The sequence below is a fragment of the Lentzea sp. NPDC051208 genome (assembly GCF_040682435.1).
GTDB classification, from domain to species: Bacteria; Actinomycetota; Actinomycetes; order Mycobacteriales; family Pseudonocardiaceae; genus Lentzea; species Lentzea kristufekii.
In genome coordinates this window covers 439,789-453,520 of record NZ_JBFBAW010000004.1, presented here as the reverse complement: position 1 = coordinate 453,520, position 13,732 = coordinate 439,789, and the positions used below count along the sequence as shown (strand labels likewise).

The window sequence follows — 13,732 nt, the reverse complement described above, 5'->3', positions numbered from 1 at the left end:
GCGCGCACGGTCAACTTGGGCCGGTGGTAGCTCGTCTGCTGGTAGTGCGCGGCCTGCCGGTGGAACTTGCGGCCACCGTTGAGCGGACGCTGTCTCACCAAGTGGGCGATGAGCGGATCGACCTCCTGCGGCAAGTCGTGCTCGGGACACGGACCGCGCCAAGCACATCCCCGTACACCGCACTGCGGCAGGCCGTCCTCGGACGCCGCCTGGTGGCCGACCGCGGACGTGTGTGCTTCGGTTACGGTGTCACCAACGCCGACCATCCGAGCCGGATCCGTCCTCCGCTGTCAACACCGCCACCCGTGGTGACCCGAATTCTGACATCAAGGTGCACTCGTTCCGTCGCCGCTGCCGCTCACCTCGATACCGCAACGCCGAATCAGCGCACATATGCCGTGCTCGCATCCGATTCCAGTCGTCACATCGTCTCGTCGATGGACGCGGGGTTCGCGAGAAACTCCCGCAAGGCATTCCCCATGCCGGTATCCCTGGTGCCGCCGAACGCGGACGGCGTGAGGTCCGAGAGGTCGAACCGCTGTCGCCCGCACTGACGACCTGTGCGGCCAACTCTCTGGTGACGTCGTCGGGATAGGCACCCGCGGGGATGTTCCGGTTCGCGGACAGAAATCCGCCTTCCGCCGCCCAGATCGCCCCGGCTTCGGGAGACGCGAGGAACTTCATCAGCGCCGTGGTCGCAGCGTCCTCTTTGAACTGGACGGCCGTGTCACCCCCGACGAGAGCGCGGGAGCGCTGCCGTTGATCAACGGGAACGGGAAGAAATCCGCGTCGCCGCGACAACCGCGCTGGTGCTGGAGTTGATCATACCGCCGACGAAGTCCCCTTCGCGCACCATGGCGGCCGCGTGGGCTCGCCGAACACGTCGATCACCGACTGGGCGAAGTCGGTCCGCAACGCGCCCGCCGCCCCGTCGCGGATCAACCGCTGATCGCAGAAGAGCCTCGCCAGCTCCTCCAGCGCCACGCGCACCTCGGTCCGTCCAAGGGATCTCGTGGCGGGCGAGCTTGTCGTAGTCCTCGCCGCCAGCGGTGCACAGGTAGACATTCTCGAACCAGTCGGTGAGCGTCCACGCGTCCGCGCCGGCGATCGACAACGCGGGCTTGCCCGCGTTCGCCAGTGCACGGGCGGTCCGCAGGAACGCATCCCAGGAAAGCGGCGGCCCCACAGGCGTCGACGCCGACTCGAAAGCCCTTCTGCTATACCAGACCGTCGATTTGTTGGCGACCTTGAACGAGATGCCGTAGAGCTTGCCGCCCGCACTGCCGAGCGTGCGCCAGACCGGCGCGTAGTGCTCGACGACGGCCTTCTCGACCTCATCGCTCACCGGCTTGATCGCGCCCGACTTCGCGAGACCGGCTACGAGGCCGGGTTGTGAGAGCAGGGCGACGCCGGGTGGTGTCCCGCCCGATACCCTGGTCCGCACAACGGTGGTCAGGTCTACCTCGGAGCCGGTGTACCCGACCTGGACACCAGTCCTCTCAGAGAAGGCCGCGAGCACCTTCTCGAAGCGCACCTGCTCCTCGCCCGTCCAGGGGCCGACGACGTCGACGCGGGCGCCCTTCACCGTGCCACCGGCACGCGAGGCGGATCCGCCACATGCCGTCGTGGCCCACACCAGCAAGAGCAACCCGGCGATGATGGTTCTGGGTCTCACGGATTCTCCTTGTCCTCGACGGTAGAGCTGCATGGAGCTCATCAGGAGCGCTCTGCGCGCGACGCGTCGAGAACCTAGGTCCTGCCACCTCAAGGCAGTCTTAAAGTACGGGAACGAAGTGATCATCCTCTCCGGACAGTACTGTTCCGGTTCACCGGCAGGGGTCTCCTGGTGGCCGCACGGGCACAAATTCGAGCCTCTTCCCCGCGAGTAGGCCGCCGCCCCACTCGACGGGGTTTTACTGGGCCGGGAACGACTCGGTTGGCTCTTCTGGAAGGCCGCTCGATGATTCACTGGGACCGGTGCGGTCGATCCGGTTACGTCGGTGTGTTCGGCAGGTACGAGATCACCGTCCTCCGGAGCTACGTCACCGGGTTGCTCGAACTGATCGAGCACCGCGCCGCGTCGTACGTACCGGTCGCGGCCGGGGCTGACCGCGTGGTGCGCGTGCCGACTTCGGCGACCGAAGACCTGCGGCTCCTCGCGATCCTCAAGGACGAGGTGGGCGCCGACGAGCCGGACTGGGTACTCGCGATCAGCGAGGCACCGTGCCTCCTGCGGGCGCACGGCCTGCTGGATCTCGTGTGGGCGACGATCCCCGAGGCCGACTGCGTGGTGCACCTCCAGTCGCGGGACGGAGCGGATGCCTGGCTGCAGTGCATCCGGTACTTCCTCGTGTCGATCGCCGGTGTGGCCGACGCGGAGGGGATGGTGAAGGGAATGGACACCATCCCGACCATCACCTGGTTGTCCGAGGTGTCCGAGTCGTTGCGCCTGGCCGTGGAACGCACGGTCATGGCGTAAGACGGCCGCGCGGCCGGGAACTCCACCGCGCCGGTCAGGAACCCGTCACATCCGAAGAACAGCGAGAAGTAGATGATCAGCAGGGCTCCGCCACAATCGCGAGCGCGCACACGCCGACGATCTCCGCCTCGTGCGTCGACAAGGCGGTGGTCGCCGTGCAACTCGCGGACTACAACGCCGAGAAGCAGAACGAACTGATCGTCACGGACAACGGCGCCGAGCTCGTGTCCGTGAACTTCGCGTCCAGCCACCGGTTCCAGCGCAACCTCGACGGCGCGGTCCGCCACGAGCTGGTGGTGGAGGCGAAGGCGTGGAACGGCCTTGACTCGAAGCAGGGCTGGTCCTTCAAGAAGACCCTCAACGTGCCTCGGTGCGTCAAGACCACCACGACCGTGCCGCCGGTCCAGACGACCACGCCTGTGCCGACGACGACCCCGTCCACTCCGACGCCGAGCCAGGTGGTCACCTGGCCGACCTCGTCGAAGGCGGTGTCTCAGCTGGTCCGGCCGTGAGGCCCCCGCGGAACCCCTCGCCGCGACGGGCGCCACACCGGCGTGGTGGCTGGCAGGTGGTGTGGCGCTGCTCGGTGCGGGGTAGCGCGGCCCTGCTCGTGGCACGCCGCCGCAAGGCCTGAACTCGGCCGGACTCGCCGAAAGCCTGACCGGAGCGGCTCGGCTACAGCGCCTCGAACGAGGTGCGCCAGTTCTCGTCCACCAGGCAGGCCGCCAACTGGCCGTCGTGCTGTTCACAGGCCTCGATGATCCGCTGGTGCTCCACCCTACGCACGACGGCGGTGAAGCGGTCGATCGTCACCTCGACGACCTGGTTGCCGCAACGAAGAACTGCCGCGGCGTGGAACTGGTCTGGTCGTCGGCCGCCAACGCCGCGACGGTGTCGTTCGCGTCGAGCGCGCCGATGAACGCGTCGCTCGCCGCCAGGTCGTCGCCGGCGCGACCAGGCGTGCGGCGAGCGAGTGCATCGCCTGCACGACGACGAGGGCGTCGCGGACCGGTTGCAGGGTCAGCGCGGTGACCCTGGTGTAGCTATGGGGTTTGCTCTCGACGAGACCCTCATCAGCCAGCTGGCCAAGGCCTCTCTGACCGGAGTCCGGGACAGGCCCAGCTCGGCCGCCAGCTCCGCGTCCTTGATCGCGGCGCCCGGCTCCGGCTCACCACTCACGATCGCAGCCCAGATCTCTGCGGCCGCGCGCTCGCCGAGCGACCCATATCCAGTATTTTGAACGTGGTCGAGCTTAAGATGTGTCAATATCGCCCCGAAACAGGAACTCCTGCACCCGGCCATTCGCCGCCGACCACTGTGGCCCCGTTCGGCGGTTCAACAAAGACGACCGCTGCCGATCAGAGTCGTGGCGTCGAGTTCCGCCATGCCTTCATCGCGCAACGACGCGAGGTAGAGCTCGCGAACGGTGTCCAATGCGTGCGCGGGCACCTTGGCCAGCGCAGCGCGGAACCCGGACCCGGCGATCACCAACCACGCCACTTCGGGAGTCATCGTCAGCGTCAGCCGGTTCACCGCGACCTCGACATCGGCGAGTCCCCGTCCGCGCAGCCAGGCCGCGTACTTGTCCACCTCGTTGATCCGCTCGACCGGCCGGGGTTGGCGGGGCCGCGGCGGCGGAGTGCCCGTGGCCTCGGTGATCGCGCGGCGGAGGTGGCGGTCGGCCGCCAGCATCGCCCCGTCCCGCCAGATGGTGAAGACCGCCCGGCCACCGGGGCGTGCCAGGCTGATCAGGTGCTCGGTTCCGGCGGCCATGTCGGGGAAGCAGGAGATGCCGAGCGCCGACTGCACTACGTCGTAGCCACCGGCGCTCCAGGTGGTCACGTCGGCGCGGTGGGCACGAAGCTGGGGCAGGTCCTTCGACAACCACCACAACTCGCCGATCATGGGCTCCGACAGGTCGACGGCGTCGACGAGGCCGCGGCGGCCGACGAGCCGGGCAGCGGGGATCGCCGAGGCGCCGGTCCCGCAGCAGGCGTCGAGAACGCGCTCACCCGGCTGGAGGCGGGCCACCGAGACCGCCACGGCCGCGATCGGTTCCCACAGGTGCCGTCCCAGAGCCGTGAAGTCCGCAGCCGCGGCGTCGAACGCTCCACGGAACTCGGTCCGCCCGGCACCTCTCACGCTGTCCTCGCTGTTCAACTACGTCGTTCCCGTGTAGACGACGGACGCCGAGCGCTGCCACCGGCAACGCGAAGCCGAACTGCCACAAGCCCCTTGAACGGCGTTCTCCGCAGACATCCACATGCTCAGCGGCAGGTGCGGGATGTACAAGCGCGCTGCACCTACGTGCCGCGATATTGGGGCCGCTCAGTGCATCGAACGGGCTCCGCGGCGCTTCCTGCCCACTACGATCAAGGTCTTCGTGCCGATGACCCCGCCGCCGTGCCGCATCCGGTCGATCACGTCCCGCAGGTGAGCGATGTCGTTCAACCGCACGCGCGCCAAGGCGTCAGGATCACCCGCGACGGTGAGGATCTCCTGGATCTCCGGGATCCTCATCAACGCGTCCGTCGCTTCCTCGACGATGACGTCACCGGCGAACCGCAGCTCCACGAAGGCTTCCAGTCCAGCACCGAGCTTGCCGTGGTCGACGAGCGCCGCATAACCGGTGATCACACCGAGCCTCTCCAGCCGGTCGATGCGCCGCTTCACCGGAGCCGCCGACAGGCTGACCCGCTCGGCGATGTCCACAAGGGATCGACGCCCGTCCTCGACCAGCAACGCGAGAATGGCACGATCGAGGTCGTCGAGTGCGCCGGAGTCCGCCACGCGGGAATGGTAACCAGTCGCGCAGTTTTCCAGCAGCACAACAGCTGTCAGGGGAACGAAAAATGCGTCGTCCGCGCAAAGCACGCGTAATGCTTGCGGCGCCCGAAGTCCGTTGGTCCACTTCGTCCGAGGAACCCCGACCCACCACCAGGACGGCAGATGACCACGTTCAGCCCCGCCTCGCACATCGGTGACAACGCGACTACCGACCTGGACGTGCTCCGTGCCGTGGAGCAGCGGGTGCTGTGGCTGTCGACCGCGATCGTGGATCACGCCAACAGGGTTCGCCCCAACGCCTCCGGCATGAAGGTCGGCGGCCACCAGGCGTCCAGCGCCTCCATCACGAGCATCATGACCGCCCTGTGGTTCGAGCACCTGCGACCGGAGGACAGGGTCTCGGTCAAGCCGCACGCCTCCCCCGTGCTGCACGCCATCGAGTACCTGCTCGGACAGCTCGACGAGGAGCACCTCACCACGCTACGCTCCTTCGGAGGCCTGCAGAGCTACCCGTCGCGCACCAAGAACCCTGTCCCCGCCGACTACTCCACTGGCTCCGTCGGCATCGGGGCGACCGCGCCGATCTGGGGTGCGCTCTCACGGCGCTACATCGGCAGCCACTTCGCGGAGCAGCCGAGGGGACGCCAGTACTCGCTGGTCGGCGACGCCGAGTTGGACGAGGGCGCGGTCTGGGAGGCGATTCTCGACCCGATGGTCTCGGACCTCGGTGAGGTCGTGTGGATCGTCGACTTCAACCGACAGTCGCTCGACCGCGTCCTGCCGGTGGCCGGTGCCGGCCGTGTGCAGGCGCTCTTCACCGCCGCCGGTTGGCAGGTCATCACCGTCAAGTACGGCGCCGCACTGGAGGAGCTCTTCACGCTCCCCGGCGGAGCCGCCCTGCGCGACCGCATCGACACGATGAGCAACCCGGAGTACCAGCGCCTGCTGCGCCACACGCCGGACCGGCTGCGCGCCCTGCTGCCCGGCCCCGGACCGGACGCCGGCCTGATCGCCTCACTGCTGGACGGGATCGACGACGCCCGCCTCACCGAGGCGGTCCGAGGCCTCGGCGGTCACGACCACGCCGCCCTGCGCACCGCGTTCCAGGAGATCGACGACTCGCGGCCCACGGTGATCATCGCCTACACCGTCAAGGGCAACGGCCTGCCCACCGCCGGCCACCCGCAGAACCACTCCGCGCTGCTCAACGCCGCTCAGATGGAGGAACTGGCCGCCCGCTGCGGGGTCTTCCCCGACCAGCCGTGGCAACGCTTCGCCGCCGGCACCGCGGCCGCCGACCTGTGCGCCCGCGCCGCGCGGCGCTTGCGCCGCGAACCCGTCCAGACCACTCCTCCGCCCACAGTGCCCGCCGACCTCGGCCGCACACCGGCCGGAACCGCCACGACGCAGTCCGCGCTCGGCAGGACCCTGCTCGACCTGAACCGCGCCGCGCCCGAGGCCGGAGCCCGCGTCGTGACGGTCTCTCCCGACGTCAGCTCCAGCACGAACCTCGGCGGCTGGGTCAACAAGGCGGGCGTGTGGGCGACGAGCGAGCGCGTCAACTGGTTCCACGACGACGGCGAGACGGTCCTGCACTGGCGCGAACGCCCGTCCGGGCGGCACGTCGAGCTCGGGATCGCCGAGACGAACCTGGTCGGGCTGCTCGGTGAGCTCGGCGCCACCTGGAGCCGCTGGGGACAGCCGCTCCTGCCCGTCGGCGTGCTGTACGACCCGTTCGTCACGCGCGCGCTCGAACCGTGGTCGTTCGGCATCTACGCGGGCGGGCAGTCGATCCTGGTGGGCACCCCCTCCGGGGTCACGCTCGCTCCCGAGGGCGGCGCGCACCAGTCCATCACCACGCCGTCGATCGGTGTCGAGCAGCCGGGCTGCACCACGTGGGAACCGGCTTTCGCCCTCGACACCGAGTGGTGCCTGCTCTCCGCGCTGGGACAGCTCGGGCGGCCCGGCGGGACGTCGGCCTACCTGCGCCTGTCAACGCGCCCCGTCGACCAGTCGCTCGCGGCGGTCCCGGCGGACCCGGCGGCGCGAGAACGCCGGCGCCGCCACGTGGTCGCGGGCGGGTACGCGCTGCGCCGTGCGGCGGGCGCTCCGGACGTCGTCATCGTGGCCGTGGGCGCACTCGTCCCCGAGGCCCTCCAGTCGGCAGACCGCCTCGGCGATCTCGGCGTGGCGGCGGACGTCCTCTGCCTCACGAGTCCCGATCTGCTGTTCCGGGCCGTGCTGGCGCGCGGCGGGCGGGGTGACGCGCCGACGTGGATCCTGGACGCGCTGTTCCCCGCCGACCGTGCGGCACCCCTCGTGACCGTCCTCGACGGACACCCCCACACGCTCGCGTTCCTCTCCGGACTGACCCGGCGTGGCGCGGTCCACCTCGGCGTCACCGAGTTCGGGCAGTCCGGTGATCTCGAGAGCGTGCACCGCGCCCACGGCCTGGATACCGACAGCATCATCGCCGCGGCGCTCGACGTGACCCAGGTGGTGTGACCTCGCGGGATGCTCCGACCTCCACGCTCCGCCACGGCACGGATGACAACGCAAAAGCGCTCTCCCGGCACACGGACGAGGTGCCAGGAGAGCGCTTCGGCGGATCTAGAGGCAGTACATCCGCCGGCAGAATGCGAGGTTCGTGGTCGACGAGTCGTCCGCCACGAAGCTGGTGGCACCGACGGCTGCGGCGCCCAGCAGCGCGGCGGCGACCACCGACATGACGATGGACCGGCGGACCCGGTTCGCTGACTTGATCATGTTCGCTCCAATTCTTGCCGGGCGGAAGCCCGGCGCAGCGACCTGCTTCGACCTGGAACGGCACCAGGTCGAAGCGAGTGTTGGAGTGCGGCGACCACAGATCAAGAAGGCCTTCTCCAGACGACCCGAAAGTGCACGTTCAAGGGGTCGACCCGCCCCGCAGGGGCGATCACCACACTCGGCGGCCGGCCCGAGGAGGATCGGGCGGACACGGAACAGGGCGCGGAAAGGGCTGATCCCCCGCGAACCGGCGCCCGGCCGTTGAAGTCGGGAAACGTTCACCCCAGCATGATCACCAACTGTCGTGGGGGGATCGCGCGAACAATGACGAGGACACTGACGTGAGCGAGTTCGAAGACATGTTGCTCGGTCTCGAGAGGATTCTGGCGAGGTCCGGGGAGACGATGGCCCTGCCCGAGCTGTTCGAGCTCAGGATGGCGACTGCCACGGCCCACGAGCTGATGGCCGCGGTCGAACGCGGCGACGCCCCGGCTGTCGAGTTCCACACCGAACTCCTCGAACACCACGTGCACAACGCGCACGCACTGAAGTTCGGCGTACGCGAGGACACGCCCTCATCAACGCCCCCAGCTCCCCCGCGAGCGTCGGCGTGCACCGAGAGGGACGCGCACTGAGCGCTCCAGGACACGCACGGGCCCGCGAGTTACAGTCCCGATGGCGGGCAGCTCTGACCTGCGCCTTCCGCGCGTCAACGCGCGCGTCAACGCGCACGTCAACGCGCACGTTGACGCGTCGTTGACACGATGTCGACAGGCGATTGGTTGTCTGGCATCGCGGCGAGGCGCCGCAGCTGGACGAGAGGCCCCCAACCGTGAGCATTTGCACCCTCCCCGAAACTGCCGTATCCCAGACGTCCGACCGCGTCCAGGTCGCGGTGCACGTCCACGACCACGTGGTCGCGAGCGAACTGGTGCCGCAGCTGGCCCTGTCGCCGGAGCTCAAGATTGCGGCCGGCGCCGACCGCGAGATGGCGGACGTCGCACTCGTGTTCGCCGAGAACGTCACGGACACGCTGGTTGACGAGCTCGCGATGATCTCCCACCGAACCCTCAACCCGTCGCAGCGCACGGTGCTGGTGGCCGGGCCGCTGCGCGAGCGCCACCTGGCGCAGATCTTCGCCGCGGGCGTCGTGGCCATTCTGCCGAGGAAGGACATCACCCCGCGCCAGATCGCCCACGCGCTGATCGCGACATCGCACGGCCGGGCCGTCCTACCGGAGAAGCTCACCCGGTGGCTCGCGGACGAGATCCGTTTCCTGCAGACCAACCTCCTCGTGACTCAGGGGCTCGCCGCCGGCGGGCTCACCACCCGGGAGGTCGACGTGCTCAAGCTGATCGCGCAGGGCGACGACACCGCCCAGATCGCGCAGCAGCTCAACTACTCGGAGCGCACGATCAAGAAGATCATGCAGGAGGTCATGAGCCGCCTGAAGCTCCGCAACCGGGCGCACGCCGTCTCCTACGCCCTCAGGGTGGGCGCCATCTGACGGCTGGTGCCGCACGGCGGTGATCCGCCGTGAACCAGATCGGCGACGCAACCGCGACGAACCGTCGTGATGAGACAGACGAGGAACGAGATGGAAGCCCGCAAGACCGTGCTCAACGCCGGGGACCACCTGTTCGGCCAGTCCCTGGTCTCCCCTAACGGGGCGTATGCCCTGGAACACCGCACCGACGGAACGCTGGTGTTCCGGGACAACCTCGCCTCCGAGGACCTCTGGCAGGTCAGCGTGCCCGGCTCGGAGCAGGCGTGGCTGTACCTCTTGACCGAAGGACTCCTGGTGCTTCGCACGGCCACCGGGGTTCCCGTGTGGTCGTCGGGACGGATCGACCGCCAGGTGGTCGCGGCGCTGGTGCAGGACGACGGACGCCTGGTCCTCGTCGACGCCGACGGCAACCAGCGCTGGAGCAGGGACCCGGTGGACGCGGCGCTCACGGCCTGTTCCACGCCTGCGCGCGGTGACCGCCTGGGCGTGGGGGAGGTGCTGGTGGGTCCGATCGTGTCGCCGAACGGGCAGTACGCGCTGTCCCAGAACCCCGACGGGAGGTGCGAGCTGCACACGACCCCCGAGGCGCCCGGCGGGTACCGCACGGTGTGGTCCGCCTGGATCGGTGCCCCTGGAGCAGTGCTCTCGCTCGGACAGGACGGTGTGCTGCGCGCCGGTACCGACTCCACCGTCCTGCAGAGGTGGACGGGTCGCATGCGGCTGGACGCGTCCACCGTCGTGGTGTCCGAAGTGGTCGTCCGCGATGTCGGCGACGTGGTGCTGGTGGGCGAGGACGGCAGCGAGATCGACATCACCAGGACCGCCGCGGAGGAGACCCGGCTGGCCGGGGTGGAACGCGAGTTCGCGGCGAGGGAGTTGGAGGAGAGCGCCAAGCCTGCACGCCCCGCAGGCAGCGGGATGGCGAAGGACTGGTTCGACTCCTTGGATCTCTCCGACTTCTTCACGATCACGTGGGTCGAGGGGGTCGACGGGCGCGAGGCGTTGTCGCGGCTGGGCGCCGAGGCGGACGCGATCACGTCGATGACCTACGACGACGCCGTCTCCGCCGCCTACCCCGAACATGACGAGAATGGGAGCAGTGCTCTGGCGGTACCCGTGGGCGGATGGGTCGCGGTGATCGAGCCGAACGGCTACCAGGGCGTGTACCGGGGAACCGAGATGTCAGCGGGCACACAAGCCATCGTCTTCCACGAGGGCATGGACGGCACTCACCTCGCATGGCACCGCGACGGCAAGGCACTCGCCGTCTACTCCGATGACGACCACGACGAACTGGCCGGCGGAGAGCCTGCTCCCGAGGGTGTGGACCCGAGCGCGTTCGTGGCCTTCATGGCGCGGATCGGGCTGGGCGAGTACCGCGAGGACGAGGACGAAGGCGACTTCCTTCCTCCTGCCCTGGAGATCGCCTGCCTCGCGGCCGGGATCGTGCCCGAGCCGGAGGACTTCGCGGGGGAGCACCTGGGCGCCGTTTCCTCTGAATGGGGCTGAGCGCGCCGTGCGCCGACCAAGCCCTCCCCTGGCGTCCACTGTGGCGGAAGTCCGAAGTGGACACGGAGGCAGCGCGAAGATGTACGCCGTCGACTACCAGCTCCTGATGGCATGGCCCGCGCGTCAGGCAGGATCTGCGGTCGTCCTGCCTCTGCCCGCCGGGTGGATCGGGATCACGACCACGGCGGAGATCGGCCGTGCGGCGTGCTCTCACCCGGTGCTGGGTGACTCGTGTGGACCTGTCCTGGCGATACCCGGCGAAACGGTTCAGTGGATCTTCCTGGCCGAGGCCGGTTCCGCCCCCTTGGCGGCGTCGGTCGCACCGCCGGGGGTGGGCTTCTTGCGCCCGCCGCACGAGGTGCCGCTACCGCCGACCGAGACCGGGTACGGCCGGGTCCGGTGGGCGAACCCACCCATAACCGACCAACGTTGGCTGCCGACCTCCGCCAGTGTGCTCGTGGCGATCGGCGAGGTGCTGAAACCTCTGCGGTACGCCGGTTCACGGGCAATCGTGAACTTCTCATAAGGAACCGTTAAGCGTGCCTGCTCCATCATGGATGTGAGCTGAAGAGGAGATCGTCTGGTGAAGCCGACCGTCGTGGGGGTGCTCTCCCACGATCCCATCCTTCACGCCGGTGTGACCGCACTCCTCCACGAGTGCCCGGCGGTCGAGGTGCTCCCGGACGAGTTGCTGCACGACGCCGATGTGCTGGTGGTGGCGCAGGAACGCGTCTCCACCAGTCACCTGCGCGCCCTTCTGCACGACGAGCCCGGCTCGACCGCGCCGATCGTCCTCGTGGTCCGCGAGATGCGCGAGTCGCAGCTGCTGGCCGCCGTCGAGTGCGGGGTGATGGCCATCGTGCAGATGACCGAGTCCATAGAGGAGGGACTCGCCGCCGCGATCCGTGCTGTCGCTTCAGAATCGGTCGTCCTCCCCGAGCACCTCCTCGCGCCCCTGCTGGCCGAGGTGCGGCGGCTGAACGAGAAGGTGCTGCGCCCCATCGGTCTCACCAGCTCCGGCCTGACGCTACGCGAGATCGACGTGCTGGTCATGCTCGCGGAAGGCAAGGACACCGCCGACATCGCCGACACGCTGTGGTTCTCCCAGCGCACGGTGAAGAACATCATTCAAAGCATGCTCACCCGGTTGGACCTCCGCAACCGTGCGCACGCCATCGCCTACGCGACGAAGATGGGCGTGATCTGAACGATGATCACACTGACACCACGAGTTTCACCCCGATGCCACGAACCGTGTGCAGGTGACGCGGCTTCGCAGCCGTCTCGCCCAGCTTGCGGCGCAGCCACGACATGTGCACGTCGATCGTCTGGTCGCTGGCGTTGCCGCCCCAGACGCTTTCGCACAGCTCACGCCTGCTCACCACGCGATTCGGCCGCTCCGCGAGGTAGACCAGCAGGTCGAACTCGCGGCGGGTGAGTTCGAGCCGTTCTCCCCGGAACCACGCCCTCCGCTCGGACTGGTCGATCCGCAACGCCCCCGCGTTGACGACACCGTTCGCGGGTGTGGCCGATGTGGACGTTCGCCGCAGCAACGCGTTCATGCGCGCGACCAGGTTCTCCGCGGAGAAGGGCTTGACCACGTAGTCGTCGGCGCCGGCGTTCAGCAGCTGCACCATGGAGGCTTCGCCTCGACGGGCCGTCACGACGATCACCGGGACCTCGCTGACACCGCGGATCATGCGCAGCGCGGCGCTGCCGTCCAGATCGGGGAGTCCGAGGTCGAGCAGCACGATGTCGACCGGGCGGGCGGCGGTCTCCCGCAACGCCTCCGCCGCGGTGCCCACGGCCACGACGGAGTACTGCCGCTCGGTCAGCGCCCTGTGCAGGGCGGCTCTGATGGCCTCGTCGTCTTCGACGAGCAGAACGGAGTGCATAGGAGCCTCACATGCCGTGGTCGATGCCGATCGGCATCCGCCGCAGACGGTGCCTGGCGTGATAGTGCCTGGCGCGGGGGCGGGAGACCGACCTGGCCGGGAACCTGTGCAACAAGGTGACGGAATCGGTGTCCGCAGGGGGAAGACGCATGAACGGAAGACGGTCCCGAAGTGATTCGTGTGCGAGTGGTGCAAGCCGATCCGGTGGTGAGCGCTGGAATCGTGAGCTGGTTGGCCTCCGAACCGGGCATCACGACCACCTCCGATGCGGATTGTCCTGCTGCGGAGGTGCACGTCGCCGTCGCAAGTCTGGTGGACCAGACCTTCCTGGCTCAGCTCGGAGCCGGCGCGCGGCGTGAGGGCGCGGTCGTGGTGCTGGTCCTCGACAACATGCCCGACACCGCGGTGTCGAAAGCGGTGCGAGCACGGGTGGTGAGCCTGGTACCTCGTGCAGCGATGAACCGCGATCGCCTGGTCGACGAGGTCATCAATACGGCCGAAGCTCGTGAACGGGGTGAACGCGTGAACGCGGAGATGCTGGCGGACGCGTTGTGCCTGGCGCGCTCGGCCGTCCCCGACCGCCCTCTGCCCGCCCTGGACGACCAGGACGGCGAACTTCTCCGCCTGCTTTCGCTGGGTTGGAACTCCGAGGAGATCGCGCGGCAGATCTCCGTGTCACCTCGGACGGTCACCGCGCGCGTGGACCAGGTGCTCAGGAAATGCGGCGCACGCAACCGATGCGAGGCGATCGCCCGCGCGGCACTGGCCGGAGTCCCCTGATCCTCCCGA

Annotated in this window: 16 protein-coding genes; 8 read left to right on the top strand and 8 right to left on the bottom strand. The window is 68.7% G+C overall.

Annotated elements, in window-relative coordinates; translation table 11 throughout:
* Nucleotides 1-763: 763 nt before the first annotated feature.
* Nucleotides 764-1,585: an extracellular solute-binding protein gene (locus tag AB0M48_RS12320; RefSeq protein WP_363839647.1), complete on the bottom strand. Its 822-nt coding sequence runs from the start codon at nt 1,583-1,585 to the stop codon at nt 764-766.
* 375 nt (nt 1,586-1,960) lie between these two features.
* Here AB0M48_RS12320 and AB0M48_RS12315 point away from each other — a divergent pair, with 375 nt between their 5' ends.
* Both AB0M48_RS12315 and AB0M48_RS12310 read left to right on the top strand, forming a co-directional pair.
* Nucleotides 1,961-2,479 (top strand): hypothetical protein, encoded by a 519-nt coding sequence (locus AB0M48_RS12315; protein WP_363839644.1) that lies wholly within the window; start codon nt 1,961-1,963, stop codon nt 2,477-2,479.
* Nucleotides 2,480-2,634: 155 nt separating this feature from the next.
* Nucleotides 2,635-2,991 carry a hypothetical protein gene (locus AB0M48_RS12310; protein ID WP_363839641.1) on the top strand — a complete coding sequence of 119 codons (357 nt, stop codon included), beginning with the start codon at nt 2,635-2,637 and terminating at the stop codon, nt 2,989-2,991.
* Between the two features lie 163 nt (nt 2,992-3,154).
* On the opposite strand, the gene AB0M48_RS12305 is transcribed toward AB0M48_RS12310, so the two are convergent.
* From AB0M48_RS12305 to AB0M48_RS12290, 4 genes are all read right to left on the bottom strand, one after another.
* Nucleotides 3,155-3,292: a hypothetical protein gene (locus AB0M48_RS12305; protein WP_363839638.1), complete on the bottom strand. Its 138-nt coding sequence runs from the start codon at nt 3,290-3,292 to the stop codon at nt 3,155-3,157.
* Nucleotides 3,293-3,499: 207 nt separating this feature from the next.
* Nucleotides 3,500-3,781, bottom strand: a complete 282-nt coding sequence (locus AB0M48_RS12300) for a GntR family transcriptional regulator (RefSeq protein ID WP_363839635.1) — start codon at nt 3,779-3,781, stop codon at nt 3,500-3,502.
* A 33-nt stretch (nt 3,782-3,814) separates the two neighbouring features.
* Nucleotides 3,815-4,621: a methyltransferase domain-containing protein gene (locus AB0M48_RS12295; RefSeq protein WP_363839631.1), complete on the bottom strand. Its 807-nt coding sequence runs from the start codon at nt 4,619-4,621 to the stop codon at nt 3,815-3,817.
* A gap of 186 nt (nt 4,622-4,807) precedes the next feature.
* Nucleotides 4,808-5,269: an Lrp/AsnC family transcriptional regulator gene (locus AB0M48_RS12290; RefSeq protein ID WP_363839628.1), complete on the bottom strand. Its 462-nt coding sequence runs from the start codon at nt 5,267-5,269 to the stop codon at nt 4,808-4,810.
* A 159-nt stretch (nt 5,270-5,428) separates the two neighbouring features.
* On the opposite strand from AB0M48_RS12290, the gene AB0M48_RS12285 reads away from it, so the two are divergent.
* A complete protein-coding gene (locus tag AB0M48_RS12285) occupies nt 5,429-7,771 on the top strand; it encodes a pyruvate dehydrogenase (protein ID WP_363839625.1) in 2,343 nt (780 codons plus the stop codon).
* A 105-nt stretch (nt 7,772-7,876) separates the two neighbouring features.
* On the opposite strand, the gene AB0M48_RS12280 is transcribed toward AB0M48_RS12285, so the two are convergent.
* Nucleotides 7,877-8,032 carry a hypothetical protein gene (locus AB0M48_RS12280; RefSeq protein ID WP_363839622.1) on the bottom strand — a complete coding sequence of 52 codons (156 nt, stop codon included), beginning with the start codon at nt 8,030-8,032 and terminating at the stop codon, nt 7,877-7,879.
* A 341-nt stretch (nt 8,033-8,373) separates the two neighbouring features.
* On the opposite strand from AB0M48_RS12280, the gene AB0M48_RS12275 reads away from it, so the two are divergent.
* The 3 genes from AB0M48_RS12275 (at nt 8,374) to AB0M48_RS12265 (ending at nt 11,048) form a co-directional block, all read left to right on the top strand.
* Nucleotides 8,374-8,667 (top strand): hypothetical protein, encoded by a 294-nt coding sequence (locus AB0M48_RS12275; RefSeq protein WP_363839619.1) that lies wholly within the window; start codon nt 8,374-8,376, stop codon nt 8,665-8,667.
* A 197-nt stretch (nt 8,668-8,864) separates the two neighbouring features.
* Complete coding sequence (locus AB0M48_RS12270; RefSeq protein WP_363839616.1) at nt 8,865-9,539, top strand: LuxR C-terminal-related transcriptional regulator; 675 nt, start codon at nt 8,865-8,867, stop codon at nt 9,537-9,539.
* A 69-nt stretch (nt 9,540-9,608) separates the two neighbouring features.
* Complete coding sequence (locus AB0M48_RS12265; RefSeq protein ID WP_363839613.1) at nt 9,609-11,048, top strand: DUF6461 domain-containing protein; 1,440 nt, start codon at nt 9,609-9,611, stop codon at nt 11,046-11,048.
* A 267-nt stretch (nt 11,049-11,315) separates the two neighbouring features.
* Here AB0M48_RS12265 and AB0M48_RS12260 read toward each other — a convergent pair whose 3' ends face one another.
* Nucleotides 11,316-11,465: a hypothetical protein gene (locus tag AB0M48_RS12260; RefSeq protein WP_363839610.1), complete on the bottom strand. Its 150-nt coding sequence runs from the start codon at nt 11,463-11,465 to the stop codon at nt 11,316-11,318.
* Nucleotides 11,466-11,631: 166 nt separating this feature from the next.
* Between AB0M48_RS12260 and AB0M48_RS12255 the strand changes: the two genes are divergently transcribed.
* Nucleotides 11,632-12,255, top strand: coding sequence for a response regulator transcription factor (locus tag AB0M48_RS12255; protein WP_363839607.1), 624 nt, complete (start codon nt 11,632-11,634; stop codon nt 12,253-12,255).
* Nucleotides 12,256-12,262: 7 nt separating this feature from the next.
* Here the strand turns inward: AB0M48_RS12255 and AB0M48_RS12250 are convergent, their stop codons facing one another.
* The gene (locus AB0M48_RS12250; protein WP_363839604.1) at nt 12,263-12,943 is read right to left on the bottom strand and encodes a response regulator transcription factor; all 681 of its coding nucleotides are present in this window, start codon (nt 12,941-12,943) and stop codon (nt 12,263-12,265) included.
* A 222-nt stretch (nt 12,944-13,165) separates the two neighbouring features.
* Between AB0M48_RS12250 and AB0M48_RS12245 the strand changes: the two genes are divergently transcribed.
* Nucleotides 13,166-13,723 (top strand): LuxR C-terminal-related transcriptional regulator, encoded by a 558-nt coding sequence (locus AB0M48_RS12245; protein WP_363839601.1) that lies wholly within the window; start codon nt 13,166-13,168, stop codon nt 13,721-13,723.
* Nucleotides 13,724-13,732: the final 9 nt, after the last annotated feature.

Excerpts from the sequence above, each read along its gene's own strand:
- AB0M48_RS12300 (WP_363839635.1), bottom strand. The coding sequence starts at position 3,781 with ATGGCCGGGTGCAGGAGTTCCTGTTTCGGGGCGATATTGACACATCTT.
- AB0M48_RS12280 (WP_363839622.1), bottom strand. The coding sequence starts at position 8,032 with ATGATCAAGTCAGCGAACCGGGTCCGCCGGTCCATCGTCATGTCGGTG.
- AB0M48_RS12250 (WP_363839604.1), bottom strand. The coding sequence starts at position 12,943 with ATGCACTCCGTTCTGCTCGTCGAAGACGACGAGGCCATCAGAGCCGCC.
- AB0M48_RS12285 (WP_363839625.1), top strand. The coding sequence starts at position 5,429 with ATGACCACGTTCAGCCCCGCCTCGCACATCGGTGACAACGCGACTACC.
- AB0M48_RS12260 (WP_363839610.1), bottom strand. The coding sequence starts at position 11,465 with ATGGGTGGGTTCGCCCACCGGACCCGGCCGTACCCGGTCTCGGTCGGC.
- AB0M48_RS12315 (WP_363839644.1), top strand. The coding sequence starts at position 1,961 with ATGATTCACTGGGACCGGTGCGGTCGATCCGGTTACGTCGGTGTGTTC.
- AB0M48_RS12265 (WP_363839613.1), top strand. The coding sequence starts at position 9,609 with ATGAGACAGACGAGGAACGAGATGGAAGCCCGCAAGACCGTGCTCAAC.